The 23189-nt window shown below is 49.2% G+C and carries 20 protein-coding genes and 1 pseudogene; 4 read left to right on the forward strand and 17 right to left on the reverse strand.

Annotation, left to right across the window (positions count from 1 at the left end; translation table 11 throughout):
* Positions 1 to 25 precede the first annotated feature (25 nt).
* The 3 genes from BN4609_RS06110 to BN4609_RS06120 form a co-directional block, all read right to left on the reverse strand.
* Positions 26 to 1192: a MalY/PatB family protein gene (locus BN4609_RS06110; RefSeq protein WP_068855708.1), complete on the reverse strand. Its 1167-nt coding sequence runs from the start codon at positions 1190 to 1192 to the stop codon at positions 26 to 28.
* A 51-nt stretch (positions 1193 to 1243) separates the two neighbouring features.
* Positions 1244 to 2089, reverse strand: a complete 846-nt coding sequence (locus BN4609_RS06115) for a DUF3737 family protein (RefSeq protein ID WP_068856338.1) — start codon at positions 2087 to 2089, stop codon at positions 1244 to 1246.
* A gap of 263 nt (positions 2090 to 2352) precedes the next feature.
* The gene (locus tag BN4609_RS06120) at positions 2353 to 3345 is read right to left on the reverse strand and encodes a malate dehydrogenase (RefSeq protein ID WP_068855709.1); all 993 of its coding nucleotides are present in this window, start codon (positions 3343 to 3345) and stop codon (positions 2353 to 2355) included.
* Positions 3346 to 3720: 375 nt separating this feature from the next.
* Here BN4609_RS06120 and BN4609_RS06125 point away from each other — a divergent pair, with 375 nt between their 5' ends.
* Entirely contained in the window at positions 3721 to 3966 is a 246-nt protein-coding gene (locus BN4609_RS06125) for a hypothetical protein (RefSeq protein ID WP_068855710.1), read from the forward strand.
* A 678-nt stretch (positions 3967 to 4644) separates the two neighbouring features.
* On the opposite strand, the gene BN4609_RS06130 is transcribed toward BN4609_RS06125, so the two are convergent.
* The 5 genes from BN4609_RS06130 to BN4609_RS06150 form a co-directional block, all read right to left on the reverse strand.
* Entirely contained in the window at positions 4645 to 5547 is a 903-nt protein-coding gene (locus tag BN4609_RS06130) for a LysR substrate-binding domain-containing protein (RefSeq protein WP_068855711.1), read from the reverse strand.
* A gap of 225 nt (positions 5548 to 5772) precedes the next feature.
* Positions 5773 to 6255, reverse strand: coding sequence for a threonine/serine exporter family protein (locus tag BN4609_RS06135; protein ID WP_021993864.1), 483 nt, complete (start codon positions 6253 to 6255; stop codon positions 5773 to 5775).
* A gap of 88 nt (positions 6256 to 6343) precedes the next feature.
* Complete coding sequence (locus tag BN4609_RS06140) at positions 6344 to 7150, reverse strand: threonine/serine exporter family protein (protein ID WP_068855712.1); 807 nt, start codon at positions 7148 to 7150, stop codon at positions 6344 to 6346.
* Positions 7131 to 7328, reverse strand: coding sequence for a hypothetical protein (locus BN4609_RS06145; RefSeq protein WP_021993862.1), 198 nt, complete (start codon positions 7326 to 7328; stop codon positions 7131 to 7133). Before BN4609_RS06145 ends, BN4609_RS06140 begins: the two co-directional genes overlap by 20 nt.
* Before the next feature lie 373 nt (positions 7329 to 7701).
* Positions 7702 to 10278 carry a sulfatase-like hydrolase/transferase gene (locus BN4609_RS06150; RefSeq protein ID WP_084791385.1) on the reverse strand — a complete coding sequence of 859 codons (2577 nt, stop codon included), beginning with the start codon at positions 10276 to 10278 and terminating at the stop codon, positions 7702 to 7704.
* 448 nt (positions 10279 to 10726) lie between these two features.
* Between BN4609_RS06150 and BN4609_RS06155 the strand changes: the two genes are divergently transcribed.
* On the forward strand, positions 10727 to 12514 hold the full coding sequence (locus BN4609_RS06155; RefSeq protein WP_068855714.1) for an aminopeptidase P family protein: 1788 nt from the start codon (positions 10727 to 10729) through the stop codon (positions 12512 to 12514).
* Positions 12515 to 12567: 53 nt separating this feature from the next.
* On the opposite strand, the gene BN4609_RS06160 is transcribed toward BN4609_RS06155, so the two are convergent.
* The gene (locus BN4609_RS06160; protein ID WP_068855715.1) at positions 12568 to 13122 is read right to left on the reverse strand and encodes a sugar O-acetyltransferase; all 555 of its coding nucleotides are present in this window, start codon (positions 13120 to 13122) and stop codon (positions 12568 to 12570) included.
* Positions 13123 to 13725: 603 nt separating this feature from the next.
* On the opposite strand from BN4609_RS06160, the gene BN4609_RS06165 reads away from it, so the two are divergent.
* Together BN4609_RS06165 and BN4609_RS06170 are read left to right on the forward strand one after the other, a co-directional pair.
* Positions 13726 to 14949 (forward strand): site-specific integrase, encoded by a 1224-nt coding sequence (locus BN4609_RS06165; RefSeq protein ID WP_032840875.1) that lies wholly within the window; start codon positions 13726 to 13728, stop codon positions 14947 to 14949.
* Positions 14950 to 14969: 20 nt separating this feature from the next.
* Positions 14970 to 16295, forward strand: coding sequence for a site-specific integrase (locus BN4609_RS06170; RefSeq protein WP_004311809.1), 1326 nt, complete (start codon positions 14970 to 14972; stop codon positions 16293 to 16295).
* 24 nt (positions 16296 to 16319) lie between these two features.
* Here the strand turns inward: BN4609_RS06170 and BN4609_RS06175 are convergent, their stop codons facing one another.
* The 8 genes and pseudogenes from BN4609_RS06175 to BN4609_RS06210 form a co-directional block, all read right to left on the reverse strand.
* Entirely contained in the window at positions 16320 to 16631 is a 312-nt protein-coding gene (locus BN4609_RS06175) for a helix-turn-helix domain-containing protein (protein ID WP_004311808.1), read from the reverse strand.
* Positions 16628 to 16921 (reverse strand): helix-turn-helix domain-containing protein, encoded by a 294-nt coding sequence (locus BN4609_RS06180; protein WP_004311807.1) that lies wholly within the window; start codon positions 16919 to 16921, stop codon positions 16628 to 16630. The genes BN4609_RS06175 and BN4609_RS06180 overlap by 4 nt, the downstream gene beginning before the upstream one ends.
* Positions 16922 to 16933: 12 nt before the next feature.
* Entirely contained in the window at positions 16934 to 17257 is a 324-nt protein-coding gene (locus tag BN4609_RS06185; protein WP_068855716.1) for a helix-turn-helix domain-containing protein, read from the reverse strand.
* Positions 17258 to 17463: 206 nt separating this feature from the next.
* A complete protein-coding gene (locus BN4609_RS06190; protein WP_004311805.1) occupies positions 17464 to 17880 on the reverse strand; it encodes a hypothetical protein in 417 nt (138 codons plus the stop codon).
* Between the two features lie 312 nt (positions 17881 to 18192).
* Entirely contained in the window at positions 18193 to 19500 is a 1308-nt protein-coding gene (locus BN4609_RS06195) for a sigma-54-dependent transcriptional regulator (RefSeq protein ID WP_008765500.1), read from the reverse strand.
* Between the two features lie 30 nt (positions 19501 to 19530).
* Positions 19531 to 21735: an ATP-binding response regulator gene (locus BN4609_RS06200; RefSeq protein ID WP_241033218.1), complete on the reverse strand. Its 2205-nt coding sequence runs from the start codon at positions 21733 to 21735 to the stop codon at positions 19531 to 19533.
* 358 nt (positions 21736 to 22093) lie between these two features.
* Positions 22094 to 22606, reverse strand: a pseudogene (locus BN4609_RS06205) (DUF2589 domain-containing protein); the annotation flags it as partial.
* Positions 22607 to 22627: 21 nt separating this feature from the next.
* Entirely contained in the window at positions 22628 to 23125 is a 498-nt protein-coding gene (locus BN4609_RS06210) for a DUF2589 domain-containing protein (protein WP_068855717.1), read from the reverse strand.
* Positions 23126 to 23189: the final 64 nt, after the last annotated feature.

Raw genomic sequence — 23189 nt, forward strand, 5'->3', positions numbered from 1 at the left:
CGGCAAAATGTTTGCGGTGAGTGTGTCAGAGCTTTTCTATGACGCGCGCCATGCGCTCCAGTCCTTCAATCATGCGGCTGCGCGGGCACGCTATGTTTATTCTGAGGAATCCCTCTCCTGCGGTCTTGCCGTACATCGTGCCGCTGTTCATCATGACGTGTCCCTCGCTGATGAGCCTGCGGTTAAGCTCGTCGGAGCTCATTCCGGTGCTGCGGATGTCCGCCCATACCAGGTAGGTGCCTTCGAGCCGTGTTATTCCTATTGCCGGCATGCGTTCTCTGAAGAACCGGAGCAGCTCCGTGTAGTTGCCGTAAAGATATTCGTTGAGGCTGTCGAGCCATTCTCCGCCCTCGTTGTAAGCCGCCTGAAGAGCCACGACACCGAAAGGATTGACGTCGCATATCTCGTTTATGTTTATGGCACGGTCTATCGTGCGTCGCACGTCGGCGTCGCACGATATGATGTTGGCAATCTGCAGTCCTGCGATGTTGAATGCCTTCGTGGGCGAGTTGAGCGTTATGGAGTTGTGCAGGCACTCGTCGGATATTGACGCGAAGGGCGTGTAGCTGTTGCCTTTCATTATAAGCTCGCAGTGAATCTCGTCGCTTATCACCTTCACACCGTGCCTCATGCATATGTCGTTGAGGCGTCTCATGTCCTCTGGCAGCCACACCCGTCCCGCCGGATTGTGCGGGTTGCAGAGCAGGAACACCTTTGTGCGCTCGTCGGCAGCCAGCCTTTCGAATCCCTCAAAGTCTATGTGATAAGTGTTGTCCTCATATATCAGCGGATTCTCTGCTATGACGCAGCCGTTGTTGCGTATCGAAGAGAAGAAGCAGTTGTACACCGGTGTCTGTATGATGACCTTGTCTCCCGGTTCTGTAAGTGCCTTTATGGTAGCCGATATGGCAGGCACCACGCCGGTGGTGTAGATTATCCAGCTGCGGTCGATGTTCCAATTGTGGCGTCTGCCGAACCATCCTGTGATGGCGTCGTAGTAGCTTTCGGGTACGATGGTGTATCCGAACACACCGTGCTCCATTCGTTTTCTGAGAGCCTCGGCTATGCACGGCGCCGCCTTGAAGTCCATGTCTGCCACCCACATGGGCAGAACGTCGTCCTCCTTTGCCGTGTCCCACTTCACGCAGTCGGTTCCGCGGCGGTCTATAAGAGTATCGAAATCGTATGTCATAAGTTTTATTTTAGGATGAATGGTATGTCATGCGCCATACCGCCTTGTGCGTCATTGTCTTGTGCGTACGACGCAGTCGGCAGGCTTGCGTATGTTTTCGTCGATGGTGACTGAGCCTATGCTGTCGGCGACTATGAGTCCCGAAGTAGGGTTCTTTATGTTTTCTATGTGTCCTCTGATGTCTGCGCGCACTGTTGAATACTCGAACGCGCGGTCGCATGCGGCGTCGAAGGTGCAGTTCTCAAGCACCAGATTCTCCGCGTAGCACAGCGGTTGCTCGCCCGCTATGTGGCAGTTGACGAGGCGCAGGTTCTTGGAGTGCCACCCCAGATACTCTCCGTCGAGCACAGAGTCGTACACCGTGACGTTCTCCGTCTCCCAGAACGAGTCCTTGGTAGTTATGCGTGCGTTGCGTATCTCGGCGTTCCTCACATACTGGAACACATACTTAGCGTCGCTCTCCAGTCCGTCCACAACTATGTTGCGGCTGCCCATGAAGGGGTAGGTGCCCTCGTGCAGGGTGACGTTGCGTATGTTCAGACCGTCGATGTTCCAGAAAGTCTCGTCGGCATCGTTTATCTTCACGTTCTCGAGAGTGAGGTTCTTCATCTCGCGGAAGAACTTCGGACCGTCTATCACGCTGTCCTTCATGGTCATGTTATCCGAATACCAGATTGCCGATCTTGACTCCGGAGCGAAGTAGCAGCGTGTGATGAGGCTTCCCTTCACGTGCCACCACGGGTACTTGCCGTAGAACCGGCAGTTGTCAGCCTCTATGTCGCTGCAGTGTTTTATTCCCGACTCGCCGTCGGTGATTGTAACGTTCTCGAGACGCACGTTGTGTATTTCGAACAACGGGCGTTCTCCTCCGAAAGATCTGTCCTTTATTGTTTCCATGTCGTGTTGCTTGTGTTTTATGTTATGATATGTTGTTGCGGAGCCTCCGTCGTCTGGCGGCGGCGTTCCGTCTGTGTGTGTTCTCACGGGTGCAAAAATAAGAAAAAACACCGTAAGCGAACATAATTATATTACGGAAAAGGCAACCCCTATTACTGATGTGTGCCGTCGCATGAGGGCGCGGCGTCCTTTATTGGAGAAAAAAAGGTGCGGACAACGCTTCCGCGTCCACACCTTTATACTGTTGTCTGTATGTCCCGGTATTACAGGTTCGGGTTCACCTTGCTCCATTCAGCTATCGGCGGAACGATGTTAAGCGTAACAAGCTCGTCGCGCATCTTGCAAAGGTGCTCGTAGCTTGCGTCGAGCTTGGCGTTCTCCTCGGCTGTTCCCTGCGGCACTTCGTAGTGAGCGCCGGTGGTGTCGAGCGTTGTGTTCATAGCCATCATTATGTGGTTGTACTTGCCGGTGTTGACATATGTGCCTACCGGGAAGCGGAACTTCTCGCCGCCCATCACCGCGCGTATCATCTCTACAGAGAGGTATGCCGGGCTCTGGAACGAAGACCTGCCGCGCAGCTCGATGATTTTGGCGCCGCCCTGTGTCACGTCTTTCTTCATCTGCTCCCATTCAGCCTCGGGGAACTCGTCTGTTCCGATGATGTCGGTGAGCTTTCTGTCGTCTATAGTAACGTGTGAGCCGAACACTGCCATCTGCTCTCCGTGTCCGCCGTATGTGGCGCATCCCTTCACTTCGCTCTGCATAACGTTGAACTTCTTAGCCAGCGCGCTCTGCAGACGGGTTGAGTCGAGGGCAGCCAGAGTGGTTACCTGAGACGGTTTCAGACCTGAGTAGAGCAGTGTGACAAGACCTGTGAGGTCAGCAGGATTGAAGATGATGACAACGTGCTTTACGTCCGGGCAGTACTCCTTGATGTTCTTTCCCAGACCTTCTGCAATCTCGCAGTTGCCTTTGAGCAGGTCTTCGCGTGTCATGCCAGCCTTACGTGGAGCTCCGCCTGAGGATATGATGTATTTCGCATTGGTGAATGCTTCCTTGGCATCTGTGGTTGCTGTGATCTTTACATCGCCGAAACCGCTCTGGCGCATTTCCTCTGCAACACCTTCCGGAGAGAAGACGTCGTAAAGACAGATGTCACTTGTCAGACCCATTGTCAGTGCTGTCTGAACCATGTTTGAACCAATCATACCGGCTGCGCCGACGATTGTAAGTTTCTCATTAGTTAAAAATGCCATGATGAAAATTATTATTTATGTTTGTAATGTTGTTTTTTGGGGTGCTCCGTTTCCGCCTTCCCGGCACGTGTTGAGAGCCGTGCGGCAGCCCCGGTGTATCTACGTGCAAAGATAATAAAAATTGGTCTATCAGCTGTATTTATTTTGTTTTTTAATTGTTGTTTATTCTTAAAAACGGCGGGGAGCGCGGGGCTGCCGTGCCGCGTAGGCTCAGGGACGGGGCGGCAGGCTGTGAGACGGGTGTGCGGCATGCCCTCCGTAGGGATGAGGGGAGGGGTCGCGTCGAGGCAGGGGAGCTGTGCGGAAACGCCGTTATGGTGACTTCGGAGTGCCGGTCATCACTTTGCATAATTATACGGAAAACGCCTCCGCGACATGCATGAATATTCACCGCTGTTCGACGAGAATGGCTTCGCACCGCGCAGGCGACTTTCCGGCTGCAAATACGCGAGTTTTGAGCATGACGGCAAAGTGTCTGATAATAAGCCGTTTGTGCTGTATGAGATGAAAATAAAGCCAGCTCCGGTGTGCGGAACGGGCTTTATGGCGTCGCGGAAGAGGCTTTCCCGCAGTGCGGAACGGTGCTTTCGGATGCATGGACGGTGCTTTCCGGAGGTGTGAGAAAGGCTCTTCCGTGTTATTTTCACGTCGCTGCGGACGTATATCCGTGTAAAAATACGCTTTTTATACATATATTATAATATGTCAGTATCTGTTTCGCGATTTTATTTTGTCAAAACTTTTTACCGACGTTTACGTATATTTATGCGATTTGCGGAAAGGTGCCAGTGTTGCGTCAGGGTGTGTAATGGGGGAAGATTGCGGTGATGGCAGATGGTTTTTTACATCAGTTTATTGGGTATCATTGTGCCTCCTGAGTAAAAAGACGTTGTGATGGCAGGTGGATGTATGCCTTGGTTTATTGCGCATGGTTGCTTGTGAGACGCAAGATTTTGCGTCTCTACTTTGGTTGACTGCGTAAAGTGGCGTGGTGTTTTATTTAAAATGATGACGGCGTCCGCCTTGTAGAGACGCAAAATTTTGCGTCTCCCGAGGGAAAGGTGCGGTGATTGCAGGTGGGCGCATGCCTCGGTTTTATTGCGCATGGTTGCTCGTGAGACGCAAGATTTTGCGTCTCTACTTGGGTTACCTGCGTGAAGTGGCGAGGTGTTTACATGTGTGGGACGGTGCGGGTGAGGGCGGCAGTGCGGAAGAAAGATGAATAGCCGGCAATAAACATTAAATGTACAATCAGCGTACTGATGGCATGTTGGGGTTAAAATAACGTGTGGCAGTATGTCACAACCAGTCGCGCAGCCGCTCACGTATGGCGTTCGACTCGCTCAGCATTCTGAGAAACTCCTGCGCCGAACGCTTTCTGTAGACATTCTTCAGCACGTGCACACATCCTTCCATTCCGTTTCCCGGCATGTCGATGGACACGGCTTTCACGCCCTGCTCGTTGTGGATGGTGGCTTCAGAAAGTATTGTCACCATCTGGCTCTGGCGTATGAGTTTGAGCAGGATGTTCACCTCGTTCAGTTCTATGCGCACGTTGAGCCTGCCCTGAAAGGCAGACGAGATCCTGTCGAAAGCGTTGCGCGCCTGCAGTCCTTTCGAGGGCAGGGCGATGTCGTAGTGGGTGAGGTCCTCGATGGTCGCTATGTCGTGTCCGGCGAGCGGATGGTTGTCCTGCACTACAGCCGCGAGATGGTTGCCGAAGAGCACGTGCGACTCAATCTCGTCGTAGTGCTTGGTGGGCTTGAAGGCGAGTACGAAGTCGAGCTCACGGTGTCCGAGCCTCTCCATGAGGTCGGTCATCGGACCGTAGCATATGTTCAGCTTCACCTGCGGATATTGTTTCATGAACGTTATCAGCGTTTCGGTGAGAATCGGGCTGAATGTGAACGTCACGCCGATGTCCAGTGTTCCCGTGAGCAGATGCTGCAGGTCGTGAATCCGGTCGATGCATGCGTCGGCGGAGTGGAGTGTGTTGCGGGCGTAGGGCAGCAGTTCCTCTCCGGCTTCCGTAAGACTCACGTTGTGGCTGTTGCGTGTGAACAGTTGCGCGTTCATCTCCTGTTCGAGCTGCCTTATCTGCTGCGACAGCGTGCTTTGCGTTATGAACAGAGCCTTTGCGGCTTCGGAGAAGTTGAGTGTTTCGGCTGCCTTTACGAAGTATTTCAGCTGTCTTAGTTCCATGTCGGTTTCTTTTTTCGGTGAGTCTGTGTCGTGTTTGTTAAGACTTGTCTTTTACAAAGATAATGCAAGGTGAGTGCAACGGGAAGACGGGAAAACTGAGTTTTACCGTTCTTGACATTGCTGAACCGAAGCTTATCTTATACAAAGATAATGCAAACGAGCGGAAAGAGAGCTTGCTCTTTGTTTCCCGAGTGCCGCTTATCTTATACAAAGATACAATAATATTTATCTTGTCGCCTGAAAAGACATCTTTTTTAATAAGAAAACCGGTATTGTGGCACCCACCACCATACCTATGATGATGAACGTGCATGTGAATCCGTTGTACGCCAGAAGATAGAGATAATGGTTGAACACCGGCTCCTCGCTGTGGTAGAGACACATGAGCAGAGCCTCTATGGTGTGGTAGGCATACATTCCCGGAATCATGGGCAGCAGGGCGGGGAAGAAGCATGACTCCGCCGGACTCTTCGTGAAGCGCGTCAGGAACACCGCCACGATGCCGATGGCGAATGCCGCTATTGCGCTCGCGGGGATGATGTGAGTGTGGAACACGCCGTTGTTCATGAGCAGGAACCTCACAGAATGCCCCACGGCGGCTGTTATGGCACAGTAGAGATATGTGCGTCGCGGCGGATTGCTTATGCTCGAGAAGCCTATTGCCGCAATGGCTGCGAAGAATCCGTCCTGTAGTATCTGGAATAGCATAATGTTGTTTCTTGTTAAGATTTCAGTGATGTTTTCGGTCTTGTACACCGTCTTCCGGTGTCGGGATGGTCAGGCTGCGCGTGGACGGTCAGAACAGACTGAGGTTCATCAGCAGCAGTCCTGCGCACAGACCAGCCGACAGGCATGCCGTGAGCACGGCGGCGTCGGTAAGTCTGCCGAACATGCATATGTAATGGCCGTCGAGCATGTCGCTCACCGAATTGATGTAAGGAATGCCCGGAATGAGGTAGAGCACGCTCGTGCCTATGGCAATCTCCGGTGTGGCACCCCATCCGAAGAGATGGCTTCCTGTGCATATGACGGATGAGAAGAACGCCGAGCAGAAGAAAGTGAGGCGCACGTCGGCTTTCGCTCCGAGCATTATCTGCTTTAGACGGTAGCCCGCGAGCGTTGCTACGAACACCGTGAGCATTGCCGCCGCGTCGCCTCCGAAGAGACGGCAGAAGGCAGCGTTGGCGAGCGACGCGAGCAGAAGGACGAGCCATTGGTTCTCTGGCGGAGTGCGGCTTATCTCCTCAAGCTCCGTACAAGCCTTGTCGAAGTCAGCCCTTCCGTCGGCAACGTCCCAGCTGAGCTTTGAGAGCCGCGTGTTGATGTTGAAGCTTATGCCACACCTGTGTATCCTTTTTATGTTGCTGTAAGACTCGGTGTGCTCCTTGTCCCACACCGAGAGATGGATGTGTGCCGGCATCACAGCCATGTCAGACTCCATCCCGAACGTCTCCGACATGCGCCGGATGTTCTTCTCTATGCGTGCGCATGTGGCTCCGCAACCCATCAGCCATGCCGCATAGTCGGAAAGAAACATGCATACTTCCTTCGTCGATGGCAGGCTTCCGGGAAGTGCCGAAGTGTTACATACAGTCTTGCTCATCTGCCAGATATTCGTCACCGGGACAATAAAAAAGTTCTGTATCCTTGCTTATCTCAAAGAAGTGAGGGTCGCCCTCCTTGTTGCCGCATTCCTTGCGGAAGTTCTCTATAGCCCTGAAAACAAATGTAAGAGCCAGCACTCCTACGATGATGATCCATGTGATAATGTAGATATTCATAATCGTTCTGTTATTTTTACCGGTGCAAAGGTATCGCCATGAACGGGGGTACGGAATGTTTTGCTGACGGAAAAAACGATAGTCGCTATAGAGAAACGCAATGTTGGTGACTCCGCAATATTTTGCAGGTATGACGATAATATGACAAGTGAATGAGGAAAATCGTGGAACAATTGTGCTGTTTTCTGCAAATTTAAGTCCATGTTCCTCTTTTCATGGTAACAAAAGGCTGTGTCCTGTATTGTGCAAATAAGGATTGCGCATGTTTGTAATAAGAAAAAGTGAATGCCGCTAAAGGCAAAAATGAAGGGCTGGAAGCAGAATCCAGCCCTTCAAGGAGTGTTTTTTCAGAATCAGGTGTAGTCTTGTCGCGTCACAGAGTGATTTTGAGCGACATGTTCTCACCTGTGTTTCCAGCCACGCTCGCTATGTATACGCCCTTGGGAAGACTGCCGAGCGACACGTGCGACTTGTTTCTGACGCTCATTATCTCCTGCCCTGTGGAGGAATGGAGGGCGACGGATTTCAAGGTGCTTCCGTCGTGGGCGCGGAGCGTGCGCGTGGTGTTGTCGAACACTACACGGAAGTCTGCCGCGCCGGTCTTGTCTATGCCCGTCGAGAAGAAAGTGTTGTCGCGTATGCTGTGTATTTCCTCTGCAGAGAGCAGACCCTTGAAGAAGTATAGCTCGTCAATCTTTCCGTGCCAGTAGTCTTTGTTGTTCTTATGTCCTCCAATGCGGAAACCGCCCTGGCAAGCCTCGAAAGCGTTGGTGGCTACAGTGAGGTCGCGCTCACCGTCTATGTAGTAAGTCACGTTGCGGTCGACGGGATTGCACACTACAGCCACGTGCTGCCAGACACCCCGTCTGAACGATCCGTCGGACGCGGGATTGTGTCTGTTGCCGAGGAAATTGTTGAAAAACATTCTGGTGTCACCGCCAGTCTGAGGTGTCTCCAGGCGTGTGTAGAGCAGTATGCGTCCTGTTCCGTTGTGGTCTTTCTGCGCGAGCAGAATCTCGTCGCGGAAAAAATTGCCGTTCTCCGCAGTGCCGGAGGTGGGCACGGCAGTCTCCTCATCATATACCCACGCGCATATGGTGTACTGCGTGTCCTTGGTGTTCACGGTGCCGGTGGTGTTGAAATCCAGATACTGAGCGTTGCCGTTGAGCGACAGAGCCTGTCCGAACCTGCCCTCGGCAAAGCTGTGCCCGTTGGAGGACAGCGGATAGTTGTTGGGCGACTTGTCCGTGAGGTCGCCGTCGAACGGATAATAGAACAGCAGTTCTTTCTCCGTGTCAGCCATCTCCTCCTTAACCTTCAGTCCGACGCTTTTTGCCCAGTTGTTCCACAGAGTCTTCATTTCCCTCACCTTGTCGGGATGCTCGGCTGCCACGTTGTTGGTTTCGGAATAGTCTGTGGAGAGGTCGAACAACTGCCATCCGCCGTTGCGCAGTGACGTCATCTTCCAGTTGCCCACACGCACGGCGCGTCCGTTCTCATGCTCCCAGAACAGAGTGCGCTCACCGTTCCATTCACCCTCACCGCTTATCAGAGGCAGCAGACTGCGTCCCTCGGCGGCGAGCGGCTTAATGGAGTGTCCGTTGTAAGTGGACGGATATTCGGCGCCAGCCAGCGCGATGCATGTAGGCATGATGTCGATGAAGTGGCAAGGCTCGTTCACGATGGAGCCTTTTCCGCTCTTCATGCCTGCGGGCCAGTGCACAATTGTGGGCGCGGCGATGCCTCCGTGGAACGACTCCGCCTTCCAGTAACGGAAAGGCGTGTTGATGGCTCCCGCCCATCCAGTGCCGAGATAGTTGTAGGACAGCTGGTCGCCCGGCGTCCTCGAGTCGTGCGTCACCATCTGTCCGTCGCGCGTGCGGTCGTGTCTGTCGAACTCGCCTATGCCGTAATTCTCTGATGATGCGCCGTTGTCGGAGGAGAATATTATTATGGTGTTGTCGTATTCGCCTGTTTCCTTGAGCTTCTGTATGATGCGTCCCACGCCCTGGTCCACACAGTCTATCATAGCCGCGTGCACCTCCATGTTTGCCGCCTGAAACTCCTTGTCGGTCTCGTTCTCCCAAAGGCGTCCCGACTCATTGCGCGAGACGGGTGTCTGCTCAGGACTTATCAGTCCCAGTTCCACCATGCGTGCGTAGCGTTTCTCGCGCATCACGTCCCATCCTTCGTCGTACATCCCATCATATTTCTTTATGTCTTCCGGCTTGGCGTGCAGCGGCCAGTGAGGTGCGTTGTATGCCACGTACATGAAGAACGGCTCCTCCTTGGCGGAGAGGTCGTCGATGAGGTCTATGGTCTTGTCTGTGATGAAGTCGGTGGAATAGAAGTCAGACGGTATTGCGTCGGTGTATATAGGTTCTTCGTTGTGTACGAGCGAGAACGGGTCGAAGTGGTTCACGACGCCCCATATCGTTCCCCAGTGCTCGTCGAATCCGCGGTTGCACGGATAGGTCTCAATTGGAGCGAACGGCCGGTTGTTGAATGTGTTCTGATGGGAGAGCCATGCCATCTGGTCGGCATTGTTGCCTATGCCCTGCGTGAGCGACAGATGCCACTTGCCGGTCATGGCAGTGTGATAGCCGGCGGTCTTGAGAACCTCGGGTATGGTGACGCATTCGGTGTTGAGACTCTGTCCCATCGCCATGATGCCCGCCTGCTGTGCGTAGAGTCCTGTCATGAGTGCGGCTCTTGACGGACAGCTCCGTCCGGCATTGAAAAACTGTGTGAATCGCATTCCGTTGTTTGCAAGGCCGTCGAGATTGGGCGTGTGTATCTCTCCGCCGAAGCATCCGAGATCGGAATACCCCATGTCGTCCACCATGATGACCATGATGTTAGGCCGCCGGTCCTCAGCCTGTGCGGATGCCACGACAGGCAATGCGGCAGTGGCGGACAATAGCAGTTGTCTGGATTTTCTGATGTTCATAATAGATGTTATAAATTAAATGTGATACGTAGTAGCTTCAGTCAATAATCCGGTTTCGGGTCGCGGACGGTTCGTTAGCGGAATGCCCGCGTATGGTATATATTGGAATATGTATAGTATTGTATGCTATACAATGATAATGTAAGGTTATTGCAACGGCAAGATGTGAAAGCAATGCTTTACCGTACTTGACATTGCCGAGACGCAGCTTATCTTATGCAAAGATAACGAATTATTCGTATAAAAGGATTATTTTCGTATAAAAAAGAACTCAAAGAGACCGGAATTTCGGTAATGGTAGCAACAATTACGTTGTAGCAATAGGGTCATCGGTGTATGCCGTTGCGGTCGGAGGATGCCGGTCAGGGTTAAAATATATTATGCAAGTGGTGTTGATAAGAATAAATTTTGTAAGTTTGTAATTACGGTTAATCAATAAGGAGAATTTATGAAAAACGTGATAGAAGAAAGACTCAGACGACTGCGTGAGGTGATGAGGCGCGAACATCTCGCCGCGTTCGTGTTTCCCGGCACCGACCCGCACGGCAGCGAGTATGTGCCTTCGCGCTGGGAAGGACGCAAATGGGTGTCGGGGTTTGACGGGTCGGCAGGTCTTGCGGTGGTCACGACGGACGCCGCCGCGCTGTGGACAGACTCGCGCTACTTCATAGCAGCCGCAGAACAGTTGCGCGGCACGGAGTTTGTGCTGATGAAAGAGAGAGTGGAGGGCACGCCCGATCCGGCAGAGTGGATTGCCTCCAGACTGAGCGGTGCGACATCTACAGAGGTGGGAATAGACGGCATGAGCAGCAGTGCGGCAACGGTAGAGGCACTCATCGCTGACCTGCGCAAGGCGGGCGGCATCACCGTGCGGACAAATCTCGATGTGCTGGAGGAGATATGGGACGACCGTCCGGCACTGCCGGAGGGTGCCGTGTGCGAGCATTGTATGGAGTATGCGGGCGAAAGTCGTGCGGAGAAACTGCGTCGCATACGAGCCGCGTTGCGCGAGGTGCATGCCGACGGAATGCTTATGTCGGCACTTGACGACATAGCATGGACGCTAAACCTGCGCGGGAGCGACGTACACTGCAATCCGGTGTTCGTGAGCTATCTGCTCATAGCGCACGACAGGGCGACGCTGTTTGTGGACCGCAGAAAGCTCTCGCCCCGGATTGAGGCGGCTCTGAAAGCCGACGGGGTGCGTACGGACGACTATGCCAACGTGGCGCGAGGACTGAAGAAATATCCCGAATACAACATACTTATAGACCCTGATGAGACAAACTACACACTGTATAAGGCTGCGGCGGTTCACAACGTGATAAGACACACGTCACCGGTGCCGGCGATGAAGGCTGTGAAGAACGCCTCCGAGATAGAGGGGTTCCGACGCTCTATGGTGCGCGACGGTGTGGCACTGGTGAGGTTCCTTATGTGGCTGAAGCCTGCCGTGGAGCGTGGCGGGCAGACGGAGATGAGCGTGAGCGAGCGTCTGCGCGGGCTGAGGGCTGCCGACCCGATGTACAGAGACCTCTCGTTCGACACCATTGCCGGTTATCAGGAACACGGTGCCATAGTGCATTATGAGGCTGACGGAGAGAGTGACGCCGCGCTGAGACCTGAAGGTATGATACTGATAGACAGCGGGGCGCAATATGCCGACGGCACTACGGACATAACGCGCACGGTGGCGCTCGGTCCGGTGACAAACGAACAGCGGCGTGTGTATACGCTCGTGCTTAAAGGACACCTGCAACTGCAGAACATGAAGTTTCCCTACGGAGCGTCGGGCACGCAGCTCGACGCGGCGGCGCGCATGGCGATGTGGCGCGAGGGAATGAACTATCTGCACGGCACCGGTCACGGTGTGGGCTCATATCTCAACGTGCACGAGGGACCGCACCAGATACGCATGGAATGGCGTCCGGCACCGCTCGTGCCGGGAATGACCGTTACCGACGAGCCGGGACTGTATCTTCAGGGCCGCTTCGGAGTGAGGACGGAGAACATGCTGATTGTGAAAGACTATATGGAGACGGAGTTCGGACGTTTTCTGGAGTTCGAGCCGCTCACGCTATGTCCGATAGACAAGACGCCGATAATTGTCTCTATGCTTACTGACGATGAGCGGGCGTGGCTCGACGATTATCACCGTCGTGTATACGAAAGGCTTTCTCCGCATCTTCTTCCGGACGAACGCCATTGGCTTGAGAATGCTTGCTCGCCTCTCTGACAGGTATGTGGCTCAGGCAGGTCAGTCGTTTGTCGGACGTGTCTGAGCCATGTTCATACCAGTCTGCGCTTCACTACGGCAGGATTTCCGGCGGCAAGCGAGTCGTCAGGAATGTCGTGCACAACCACCGACCCGGCTCCGATGATGCACCGGCGTCCGATGGTGACGCCCGGACAGATGATGCATCCTCCGCCCAGCCATGTGTCCTCACCGATTGTTACGGGGAATGCAGATTCCTGACACTCGCGCCTCTCTATGTGGTCAATGGGGTGATGGGGAGTGTATATCTGACATGCCGGACCTATCTTCACGTTGTCTCCTATGTGTATATATGCTCCGTCGAGCATCACGCAGTTGTAGTTTATGAACACATTGCTGCCTATGATGATGCCGTTGCCGTGGTCGCAGTGGAACGGCGGGCATACTGTCGACGATTCGGGTATGCCGGGTATGAGTTCCTCTATGACACTGCGGTAGCTGTCATCGTTGATTGTCATTGTCTGCAGACGTGCGCACAGCTTTTTGGCATGAATCAGACTCTCATGTATCTCACCTTTGTCAAAGCGGTACATCTCACCGCTCCTCATCTTCTCAAATTCTGTTTTCATAGTTATGGCATGGGTTTATTATGTGGCAAAGATAATGCAAACGAGCGGAAAGAGAGCTTGCTCTCAATTTCCCGAGTGCCGCTTATCTTATACAAAGATAATGCAAACGAGCGGAAAGAAAGCTTGTTTTCAATTTCCCGAGTGCCGCTTATCTTATGCAAAGATAATGCAAACGAGTGGAAAGAAAGCTTGTTTTCAATTTCCCGAGTGCCGCTTATCTTATACAAAGATAGCGAAACTCGCCCGATTATGGATGGATTCAGGAAAAATAATGTAAACTATTGGGTTTTCAGGGAGATACGCAGCATTATTCCGCATTTGTAAACGTGTGCTTTGAAGCTGTTTTTTGAATAGTTAAGCGGAAAAATTGCTACCTATCCGTTGCCCATTCCAGTTGTATGGAGTTGTTTGAAAATCCTTTTTGCTCCGACCATAAAGAACGCAGTTTTATCATTTTGGCTTAGCGAAGGTACTTATTTTTTTGAGATATGAAAAATATAGGTTCCGGAAGTCAATGGTGATAGCTTTGTCTATGTTTGACGATATTTTACATGCCGATGATTAACTCTGTCTCCGTTAATTTTGCAAACAATGGAACAGATTATGAATCAAACAGATGTAAAGGTTTCGTTCTACCTTAAAAAGAGCGAGGCGGATGCCAAGGGAAATTGTCCCGTAATGGCACGGCTTATTGTCGGCAAGTACTCTGAAACAGCATTCAGTGTTAAGCTTCGTGTGCCACAGTCTTTGTGGTTATCTGGACGTGCCTGTGGGAAAAGCGCTGCGGCCCGAGACATAAATAACAGGCTGGATGAAATACGTGCAGCTGCTTTCAGTATCTATGCGGAACAATCCGCAAACCGTGAAGTTGTTACTGCAGAAGAAGTAAAACACCAGCTTTTGGGAATGGCTTCGGAACAGGAAACCTTGTTAAGCTATTTCAGGCTTTTCATGAGAAATTTCGAGAAACGTGTTGGGATTAACCGGACGGAAAGCAGCTTGAACGGTTATCGAAATTCCTATGATCATCTGGTTCGTTTCTTACAGTCACAATACAAGTTGTCAGACATTCCTTTTGCAGCATTAGACCGTTCTTTCATTGAAAAATTCGATTTGCATTTGCGTACGGAATGTCATTTGGCTCCAGGAACGATTGTAAATCTTACTGTAAGGCTGAAAACAATTGTCGGAGAAGCGATTGCGGACGGTATCATTACAGCGTTTCCTTTTGTGGGTTATGAACCGACGCATCCGCAATCGGAACAAAAATATCTTACAACAGAGGAATTGAACAGAATCATGACCACCCCTTTGCATAGTCGCACCCTTTATCATGTACGGGATTTGTTTTTGTTTTCCTGCTATACTGGTATTCCTTATAGCGATATGTGTATGCTGACAAATGAGAATCTTTCCCTTGCTGAAGATGGCATTTGGTGGATTAGGAGTTCACGCAAGAAAACCGGTGTAGATTTTGAAATACCGCTTATGGAATTGCCGCTTCATATCATTGAAAAGTACCGGGATGTGGCTCCTGAGGGAAAGCTTCTTCCTATGTATTCCAACAGTTCGTTGAACCATTATTTGAAACAGATAGCCGTACTCTGTGGCATAGAACGCAAGCTGGTCTTCCACGTGGCCCGTCATACCTATGCGACCGAAATCACCCTTTCCCATGGTGTACCACTTGAAACGGTCAGCAAGATGTTGGGACACAGCAGAATTGGTACTACACAGCTTTATGCAAAGGTTACAGACAATAAGATAGATACAGATACAAAAGCATTGGATAAAAAAATTGCTGAGAGGTTTTCTGTAGTTATTTGATAATGGCAAAAAATAGGATTATGAAAAGAAATACTGATAATATGGAAATCAAACGTCGCAGTACATTTGCGATATTGTTTTATATAAACCGTACCAAAATCCGTAAAGACGGAACATGTCAGCTGCTGTGCAAGATAAGCATAGATGCCAAATGGGAACAGATAGGAACGAAAGTGTCTGTCAATCCTGCCGTTTGGAATCCGGAAAAGGGACGGGCTGACGGCCGCAGTGAGAATGCTATTACCGTCAACCGGGCCATTGATGATCTGACAAAAGAAATCAAGGAGCATTATAGGCGGATTAAGAACAGTCTGGGATTTATTACGGCAGAGCAGGTAAAGAATGCTGTGATGGGAGTCGGTCAGAAACCGCTAACTCTGCTGGCTCTTTTCAGAGAGCATAACGAGGAGTTCAAGAAGCGTATCGGGGTGGATCGGATAAAGGAAAGTTATGATTCCTACTTGCGCTCATATAAGCACCTTTCTGCTTTTGTGCAGGAAAAACGTGGTATAGAGGATGTTCTTTTACGGAATCTTGATCGTGTTTTTTATGATGACTTTGAACTGTTTCTCAGGACGAACAGGAACTTAAGTCCGAAGACAGTACATGAACACCTTTATAGACTGAAGAAGATGACTATGAGGGCTGTCAGTCAGGGAACAATACGCCGCGATCCTTACTGTCGTCTTCATCCGGAATTACCCAAACGGAAAAGTCGTCATCTGAAATTGGAAGATCTGAAGACACTGCTTACAACCCCGGTCGAGAAGCCACAGCTTCAGTTTGTCCGAGACATGTTCATTTTCTCCACCTTTACCGGACTTGCCTATGCAGATTTGAAAAGACTGACTGTTAATGATATTATACAATCTGAGGATGGTTCGTGGTGGATTCATATCCAACGTCAGAAAACAGGGACATTGTCTTCTGTACGGCTGTTGGATATTCCGTTGAAGATAATTGAAAAGTATCGGGAACAGCGTCATGATGACAAGGTTTTCAATTTATACAAGCGTGAGTATTTCATTATGCTTACCCGTAAGTTAGGTGAGGTATACGGTTTTGAACTCACATTCCATAAGGCGCGACACAATTTCGGAACTCATATAACTCTTTCAATGGGCATTCCAATTGAAACGGTCGGTAAAATGATGGGCCATATGCGAATTGAAACTACGCAGCTTTATGCTAAAGTCACCGACAAGAAAGTAGATGAAGACATGAAACGTCTGAAGGCAGCTGGTCTAAGCCAAACATCCGGCTTATATGAGGAGGATATTATAGTAAGGAAACAGAGACGAAAATCCCAAAGCCAGCTATCAGAAAATAAAGAAACGACCTTGTAACGAGGCCGTTTCTTTTGCATTGTTTCATACCCATCGCTGTTCTTCCCTGCATCTTTTATATGCGTCGTCAAGAACTTTCTGTATGTCTGACTCTTTGTAAAGGGCTTTTCCCTGCACAAGGTAGTAAGGTATCACACCGAGGGTCCGGTATTCCTGCAAGGTACGCCGGCTTACTTTCAACAGCTTTGAAAGTTCCTCGTCCGTGAGGAAATAATCACTGTGGAATGCGGGTCTCGGAGCCGTCCTTATTGCGTCTATCATACGCTCCATGTTTTCCAGCCCTTTGAAAATAGTATCAATCCGCTGGTCCTTTCTGTCTATAAGATCGTAACTCATGGCTTTCTTTTTTGTGGGTGATAACTTGATTCCAACATGTTTTGCACATCTTCCGGCTTGTAGAAGAACTTGTTCTTGACCCGGGTGAAAGGCAACAGCCCTTTCTCACGATATACCTGAAGCGTTCTCTTTGATATGCGGAGAATCCCGCATACCTCCTGATTGTCCATCCATTTTTTCAGTCCTGCATCTTTGGCCGGATTGCATATACCAGTGACTTTTTTCTCTATCATGCTGAATCGGACAACCAGTTCGTCAAATGTCCGTTTGTCTATACATATAATTTCCATACTGCCGTTTTGTTAGAATTGAATACCGAGTTCCTTTTTAATTTTTGCCGGAAGTACCTTTCCTTTCCAGCTCAGGAAGTCCTGGACTTCCGAAGCCTTGTAATAGGTACGTCCGTCAATCATGTAGTAGGTGACGAGTTTCTTCTGGCGGTAGCGTGCAAGTGTACGCTTGGTAACACCAAGGAGCTCGCACATATCCTGGTTGTCAAGCAGCTTGTCACCCTCAAGAGCGGCCGTCTGCCTGTTCATGCGGTTCAGCCTGTCATCTATCCTGTCAAACCGTTCCATTATCTGATGGAGCATCATCTGGAATGTCTCCCTGTTTATCTGTATCATAATGAATTCTGTTTTTAGTGTAATAATTCCATTTTTTACACCGTGTTGCGCAACAGGTTTCATTATGATATAGGCCAAAACATAGACCAACGGAACATATCGCCACATAAAAGCATGACAAGTCATTGAGTAATAGGAAAATAAAAAATCAGCCCCATAAAAATGAGACTGATGGAAGTATTGCAAATGCAATATGTTGCAATGCCTTATTGCAATGTCTTGCAATAAACCAGGCGACAAATTCCGTTTTTGAATGTTTTGGATTTTACGGTTTTCCACTCTCCACGTGGCAGATGTTTTGAGACGGATTTATGGTTCGGACGAGTGGAAGGAAACAGGAAAATGATCATTTCATCTATGAGATGATAAACTGAGAGACCACGCAAAAGTTCTATGCTTTCTTCGTCATGTATCTCGGCTTGATAAAGGATGGATGGGTCTGACATGTCTTTCTCGCACATGAAATCCACAAGCGGATAACCCGGATAGAGCCGGCGGGTACATTTGTCGCGCCCGTATGAGAATCCGTCCTTGTCGTCTCTCATCCATTGTAATAAGGGGTCGTCTTCCGCCGGAATGGAACCGTCTAATGTCATTGCTATCAGAACCTGTAACTTGGCCATACCTTTTTTCCTCTAAATGAAAAGCGTGAAACTCACGCACTATCAGGTAGAGGCTCTGGTAAGCCCATTGTAGAATCATGCATGAGCTCACGCTATAGGACATAGCATAAGCTACACGCAAAAGCCTCTACAATATCAATTTACCAGATTTCTACCTGAGACGTCTTGCGACTTATGTTGTAATGTTCGGCAAGGCTTAAAGCAATGCCGATATTTTCTCCTTATGTTGTGACTGTCATTCCTATATTACAAGGATTTCCAATCATATGCAAATGTAGGCATTTTATTCCAAACAGAAATATGGAATGACGGTTATTTGTCATTCAATCCATATTTTTTCATTTTCCGATATAGTGTGGACGGATCAATATGCAGTATGCCTGCTGCTTGTTTGCGACTCCCATGGCTGGTTTTCAATGCCTGTATTATCGAGTGTTTCTCTTCCGCATCGTTTTCAGGAAAAAGATTGATTTCCTCGGTCGCCGCTTCCTGTTTGATATTCAGGTCGGCGGTTTCAATGAGCGGCTGTTTAGCCATAAGTACCGCCCTTCTTATCCTGTTATGCAGTTCCCGTACGTTCCCAGGCCAGCGGTAAGAGAGAAGCAATTGTTCCGCTTCAGAACTGAAGCCTTCTGTCGGTCTTTTCAGTTCTCCGGAAAACTTTTTTCTGAAATGATGAGCCAAAGACAGAATGTCATCGGGGCATTCATGCAAGGAAGGCAGGACAATCTCAAATTCGCATAGCCGGTGGTATAGGTCTTCCCTGAACCGTTTTTCTTGTATTGCAAGTTGGAGATCTTCATTGGTGGCGGCTACAATTCTTACATTAGCCCGCTTTTCTTTGTTACCACCTATTGGGATGTATGTGCCTTCTTGCAAAACCCGCAGCAGCATGGCTTGGACGTCCAGGGACAAGATTCCTATTTCATCCAGAAAGAGTGTTCCGCCTTTTGCCACTTCAAAATATCCGTCCTTGTTGGCGTCGGCACCGGTAAATGTTCCCTTTATGTGCCCGAAAAAGAGGGAGGGTGCAAGCTCCTTGGGTATGACTCCACAATTCACGGCGACAAACGGCATATCCTTCCGCTCTCCTATATAGTGGATACGCTGTGCAACCGATTCTTTTCCGGCACCGTTAGGACCAAGTATAAGCACAGAAATGTCAAATGGGGCGACTGTACTGACCAGATGTTCGACCTCCTGCATCTGAAGGCTGTTTCTGGGGAGCAAATCCTTGTTTTTGTCGCATATCACAGATTTGGGACGGAAAATATCTTTCAGTTGTCTTTGCAATTCGTCCATCTGTACCGGTTTTGCCAGATAGTCTTTGGCTCCCAGTTTTATGGCTTGTACAGCATCCGGTACTGAAGCATATCCGGTCATGATAATGAAAGGGATATCCATCCGTTCCTTCCGCATCCATTCGAGCAAAGATATACCGTCCCCTTCCGGCAGGCGTACGTCGGACAGCACAAGGTCGAAACTTTCTTTCTTGAGCAGTTTTCGTGCCCCAGGTTCATCTATTGTTATCTCTGCTTCATAACCGGATTTTTCCAACCTTTTTTTCTGTTGCCCGGCAAGCATGATGTTGTCTTCAACTATCAGTATTCTGTATTTCATTCATGTTTTCATTTAATTATGTCCGTCCATTTACGATAATCGGCTTTTTGTCTCAGATATCAGCCGGTCTATTCTTCTGACAATTCTTTCCACATCATTGCGGAATGCTGACTCATCCGTATCTTCCACATACTCTTCATAGCTGTACGATTCCAGCTCATGGGCTATTCCCAATTGCTCCCACATCGGGTACATCCTGTGCAGAGTTTCCCATATCCGCTTCCGGTCGAGCTTTTCCTGACTCAAAGAATCCAGCAAGTCAGAACTGTTCCTATTGGATTCCTCTATAAGAGTCTCCAAAGTCCAGCGTTCGTCTCCTGTAGTGACATACAGAGCCTCGAAATCTGGAGAATGATTATCCATTGTTCTGTCCTGTCCAATGAGTGACGAGAGAAATTCGAGCAGGTCCCTTGTATAGAACGGTTTGTGGATACAGCCGGCAAATCCGGCTTGAATATAGCGGTCTGCATCGCCGTCGTTACGGGCGGTCATTGCAGCTATGGGAATTGTCCGTGAATTTCCTATGTTGGAAAGGCGTAGCAGATGCAACAGGTCAAAACCTCCCGTACCACGCATCTGTATATCGGTCAGCAATAGGTCGTATTCTCCGGTTCTCAATGCCTTGACCACTTCCTGTGCATTGGTACAGGCTCGGCATGAGATACCGTTCCGTTCCATCATTTCAACTGTGTTGCGCAATTGTATCGGATCGTCATCGACTACAAGAACCCGCCGAGGAAGTCTGAGGTTTCCCGTATAAGTTTCTGGCTTGTCTCTTGCAGGCTCATTGGTCTGCCTAAGCGGAATTTCCACCTTGAATTCGCTGCCTTTACCGATCTGGCTCGAAACAGAGAGTCTTCCTCCGAACAGGTTCACCAGCCCTTTCGTAATGGAAAGTCCCAGTCCGAAGCCTTCTGAATCCAAATCAGGAGCAGCCCGTTCAAAGGGCTGAAAAATGCGTTGTGTTGTGTTCTCGCCCATTCCTATCCCCGTATCTTTGACCTTTACTGAAAGAGTATCTTCTTCATAACTTGCCAGAAATTTGATATAACCTGTACGGGTGAATTTTACAGCATTCTCCAGAATGTTGACCACTACCTGCCTTATGCGGTCTGCATCGCCAAGGACGGTGATGCCGCACCCCATAAAAGCCTTGTCAAACATCAATCCTTTGTCGTTCGCCTTGCGTGTGTATTCTTCAGCGATACTTTCCAGAAAGGATTCAAGATGGAAAGGAATTTCGTTCAGGGTTTCTTTAGCATCGTCCAGACGGGAGAGGTCAAGCAGGCTGTTGGCAAGCCGGGTGATATGACGGGATGATTCAAGGATGTTTCCGAGATAGGCATTGCGGCGTTTCCGGTCACGAGTATCCATGGCCAGTTCAGCACTGCCACTGATGGCATTGAGAGGTCCTCGTATGTCATGGGAAAGTGTGATGATTATTTTCTTGCGCATGTCGGAGAGTGTACGGTTTTGTGTTGCCGTATCTTCCAGTTCAGCCTTGTCCCTTTCCCTGCGGTTAAGGTCACGCATGATGATAAGGTGCGAAATGATGAGCAGGATGATGGCCATGCCGATTACTCCTGCCATTAAAAAGAACGACATTTTCTCTGCTTCTGCCATTTTTAACTCTCTTTGTGAGAAGGCAGTCTGTGCCTGTTCGTCAAGGTCGTTTATCAGCTTGTTCAATGTCCTGTTCAATTCCCTATTGCGCATACGCAGGCTGTCGGCATAAATGTCCATTTCGTTCGCCTGTCTTTGATGTATTGCTATCAGGCTGTCGCTGAAATCATGAAGTTCTTTTTGGGATGGCATTACTTGTATTTCTTCTTTTTTCCCGAAGAATCCTGCAATCCCTTTTTTCTTTTGTTCTATGGTACGGATATGTGTTGCACGCCTCGCCACTTCCGGCAACTGGTTTACCAGCACGCTGTCCGCTTCAGTTCGCCGTTCAAACATTTCCATTATGTGCAGCAGGTGTGTCTCCTTTTCGGCAAGCAGAGCACGAAGAGTGTCTATCTGTTCCGGGCGTACATATTCACGGCAGTGTCGTTTAAGCGAGTTCAACAAACTGTCGGCTTGAAATCGGTGGTTACGATAGTACAGATAGTCCGCTTTGTTCCAATTTACCACACCCTCACCCAATGTGGCGAGCCCCGTAATACGGCGATGAGCCGTGTTGATACCACGACGTACAAGGTTTATGTTTGCCGTCTCTGCCTCAATTTCGCGCATCCGCTGCCGTTCATATATCAAAATGGCGGCCATGCTACCGATGACCGCCATAAGTATGGCATAGCCGAAAAATATTTTATATCGCAGCGACACTGTTTGTTGATGAAAAATATAATTGGTTAACTAAATTTCCAATATCACAGGATAGTGATCCCCACCCTTCATATGATATCTTCGTACACATGTTCTTAGCTGTAATCTGCTATCGATAAGGAAATAATCTAATTCTCGACCTGAAAAATGTGTTGGCATACCACAACAAGCAAAATTAGCACTATTTCCCGGCCTACTCCTGGTACCTGTGGTCATTATTCTTAAATATTCTGATAATTCGCTTGGCGTTGAATTCATATCTCCGCCAATGATGAAAGGAGATACTGCATGNCTCTACTTCTGCGTTGGTAGTGCTTTTTACGTTTGATGTATCGGTAACCTCCATCTGGAAATCGACATCCACGCGATCTATGAGCAGGGAAGGAATAGGCACCAATCCTATAAACGGAGCCTTGACACTTTGTGACATTGTTGTCATTTTTCCATCCTGCTGTATCGGTCTTTTAATATCGAATTCCAATACACGAGCTGTTTTACCGTCTTCATCAAAAGCAATTTTCTGGTAGAAATTCCATGCTGTCGCTGCCAATTCCTGTTGWGCTTCGGCTGCTGCAATAAGCGGTGCTGCAATCAGTTCCCGCATGGGAAGCCCCTTAAAATTGTCAGTCACATTCGGATCTCCAAGTACAGGGGATGTACCGTTATTTTTAGTCTCTTCCAATGCAGCGGAYATAATTTCTTTCGCCTGTCCGCTTACATTTTCATTCAAGTTTTCCGCATTTTCTTGTTGCCCTTGGTTCTTTATTTCTTCTGCCATAACATTTGAATTTTAAAATTGTTAGATATTTTTTACAAAATCGTCAATAATTCGGGAAATGCTCTCCGGAGTCTCCTGAACCTTAAAATTGACGCAAACCTCCATGACATCATCCGCATCCGGTTTTATGTTGCTCATCTGCATCTGGAGATTGGCTCTTTGTGGGCTGGATAACAATAAGTTGTTTTCTGGAATCTGTGATTCCACGCTTCCGACCTTCGCCTTGAACTTTATCTGCACATTATCCATCGCAAGATAATGATGGGATATCAAAGCTATAAGTGGAATATCAATAGTCTTGTCTCCAACCATGATTTTTTTCGATTGGAACGTATTTGCGTTATTTGCATTTGTTCCTTCAAAAAGTCTGGTCAGATTTTGTATCTGATGATTCTGRAATGTATCTTGTGCACAGTTTACGGCGTARTGCAAACCATTCATAATATCAGAGAATGAATTGGTTTGAACACTGTCCGGCTCATCGTCATTATTTTTCTTGRCTCTGTGAAAAAGTCCCATGTTTTTTATTTAATTACTTGATTTGTTGCCTTTAATGAGCACCAATCTTGACAATGTCCGGCTT

Source organism: Leyella lascolaii (assembly GCF_900079775.1).
In the GTDB taxonomy this organism is placed as follows: domain Bacteria; phylum Bacteroidota; class Bacteroidia; order Bacteroidales; family Bacteroidaceae; genus Prevotella; species Prevotella lascolaii.